Origin of the sequence: Pseudomonas sp. Ant30-3, assembly GCF_000690905.1 — a bacterium.
In the GTDB taxonomy this organism is placed as follows: Bacteria; Pseudomonadota; Gammaproteobacteria; order Pseudomonadales; family Pseudomonadaceae; genus Aquipseudomonas.
In genome coordinates this window covers 1-2,647 of the sequence record NZ_JMCL01000180.1, presented here as the reverse complement: position 1 = coordinate 2,647, position 2,647 = coordinate 1, and the positions used below count along the sequence as shown (strand labels likewise).

Sequence of the window (2,647 nt, the reverse complement as noted above, 5' to 3'; positions counted from 1 at the left end):
CCGGGCACGTTGCATTTCAACAGCTTGCCGGCCGCTGATGACCCGGCGCAACTGAGTGGCGGTGCGGCGATCGGCTTGCTGGGAATCGAGCTGCACTCCCGCCGCCGCAATCGCCTCAACGGGCGCATTGATGCGCTGTCCGCAAGCGGCTTCGACGTGTCGGTCGAACAGTCTTTCGGCAACTGCCCGCAGTACATTCAGTTGCGCCAGTTTCATTCCGTACCTCTGGCGGATCCTTCGACGCGCCTTGCGACACGTCTCGACAGTCTGGATGAAGCGGCAGTGGCGACGATCAATGCTGCTGACACATTCTTCGTTGCCAGTTACGTAGACGTCGCGGGCGAACGGTCCGTCGACGTCTCCCATCGCGGCGGGCAGGCTGGCTTTGTCCGGGTGGAGGGCAATCGGCTGACCATTCCGGATTTCGCCGGCAATCTGCATTTCAATACTTTAGGCAACCTGCTGCTAAACCCACGCGCGGGACTTTTATTCGTCGATTTCGAAACGGGCGATCTCCTGCATCTCTACGGACGAACCGAGCTCATCCTCGATGGGCCGGAGGTTGATGCGTTTCTAGGAGCAGAACGGTTCTGGATGTTCCACGTGGAACGCGTCGTTCGGCGGCCTGCCGCATTATCTTTGCGTTGGCGTTTCGACGGCGTGTCGCCCAACAGTTTGATGACCGGCACTTGGGATCAGACAAACGCTCGGCTTCAAGCTCAAGCCCTGGGTGACCGTTGGCGCCTGCTGCGTGTGGCTCGGATTGAGCAGGAAAGCCACAGCATCCGATCGATCTATCTGGAGCCAATCGACGGTGTCGGTCTGCCGATCTTCCAGGCCGGGCAGCATCTTCCATTGCGGTTCAACATCTCCGGCGCAGTGCACATTCGAACCTACACCTTGTCGAGCGCACCGTCGGATGATTTTTTCCGCATCAGCGTCAAACGCGAAGGCGTGGTCTCCACGCATTTGCACGATCAGCTCAAGGTGGGCGATTTTCTAGAGGCTCGTGCACCGCAAGGGCATTTCACCGTTTCAGCGCTTGAGCGTCGGCCCTTGGTGTTGCTTGCGGCCGGGGTAGGCATTACGCCGCTGTTGTCGATGCTGCGCGAAGTGGTTTATCAAGGTTTGCGCACGAGGCACATTCGTCCGACGTGGATATTGCAGAGTTCACGCACTTTGGCTGATCAACCGTTTCGCGCGGAGGTCGATCGTTTGCTCGAAAGCGCTGGTGGCGCAGTGCGTATGGTGCGCTTGCTTAGTCAGCCGGAAACTGACGCGCTGGAGGGCGAAGACTTCGATACGGTAGGGCGCATCGACACCGCCATATTGAAGAGCGTGCTGGAAGTCGGGGACTACGATCAGGTGGATTTTGTCCTGTGCGGGCCGGGAGGTTTTACCCAAGGTCTGTACGACAGTTTGCGAACGATGGACATTCGGGATTCGAGAATTCACGCCGAAACATTCGGGCCATCGACGTTGCGTCGGCGACTGGACCCCGATGCGGTGGTGATCGAACAGCCACCGGCAGCAACCACCTCCGTGCCGGTGGTCTTTCAGCGATCAGCGAAAGAGGCGCGTTGGCAGCCCGACGGAGGTAGCTTGCTGGAGCTGGCGGAGAGCCGGGGTTTGCAACCGGAGTTCAGCTGTCGCGGCGGCTCCTGCGGGACCTGCAAAACGCGCCTGATCAGCGGGCTGGTCAACTATCCGCTGCCACCAGCCGAGGTTCCGGATGAGGGACATGTGCTGATTTGCTGTGCGATTCCGGCGCAAGGCTCGCAGCCTCTGGTGTTGGACCTGTAGCATCTGGCAGACGCTGCTCCTGGCAGTCCCAAAGGATGCTTTATGGTATTTCTTGCTCGTCTGTTGATCCTGTTTGTGGTGTTGGTGCAGCTCGGGGGTTGCGAGCCCGTTGAGCGGTCGCCGCTCGATCAGCAGCTCTACGTCTGGCAACGGCAATGGACGCCGGCTCACGAAACGGCACTGAGTGATAGCCGAGCCGAGTTTTCCACCTTGCGGGTTTTAGCTCTGCAGGCGTTTCCCCGGGAAGGCTGGGTGCGGGCGCGGATCCATCCGGCAGTGCTCAAAGCGGACGGTCGACCACTGATTGCGGTGGTCCGTCTCGATGGCCAATTGCAGGCACTCAACCAGGAGGAGATCACCGCGCAGATCCGCCAGTTGCTTAGTGATTGGGCAGAGCACGGCTTGACCATCTCTGGTGTGGAAATCGATCACGACGCAGGGACCGCTCGGCTGACGGAGTATCGCAAACTGCTGGTGAAGGTGCGCAGCGTCTTGCCGGCCTCGCTACCTCTGAGCATCACTGCCTTACCCTCTTGGCTCGACAGCGATGAATTGCCAGCACTGTTGGCTTCGGTCGACAGTAGCGTGCTGCAAGTGCACGCGGTGAGCGATCCGCAAAGGGGTTTGTTCGATCCGGTTTTGGCACGGCAATGGGCGATTCGGTGGAGCAGCATAACCGCCAAACCCTTTTATCTCGCCCTACCAGCCTACGGTGTCGCGCTGTTGCCCGGCGACGGTGTGCCGCTGGTGGAAAGCGAAGTTGCACTGGAGCAAGGGGGAGAGCGGCGGGAGCTGTTGGCTGATCCGCAGCAGTTGAGTCGACTCGCCGCAGACTTGCGTAACG

The 2,647-nt window shown here is 60.0% G+C and carries 2 protein-coding genes; both read left to right on the top strand.

What is annotated here, in order from left to right; genetic code table 11:
* Positions 1–1,803: 2Fe-2S iron-sulfur cluster-binding protein (locus tag DU29_RS0128280; RefSeq protein ID WP_028624719.1), on the top strand; the 1,803-nt coding region annotated here is incomplete at its 5' end.
* Positions 1,804–1,845: 42 nt separating this feature from the next.
* Positions 1,846–2,647, top strand: an 802-nt coding sequence (locus DU29_RS0128275; protein ID WP_028624718.1) for a DUF3142 domain-containing protein, incomplete at its 3' end; no start/stop codon positions are given.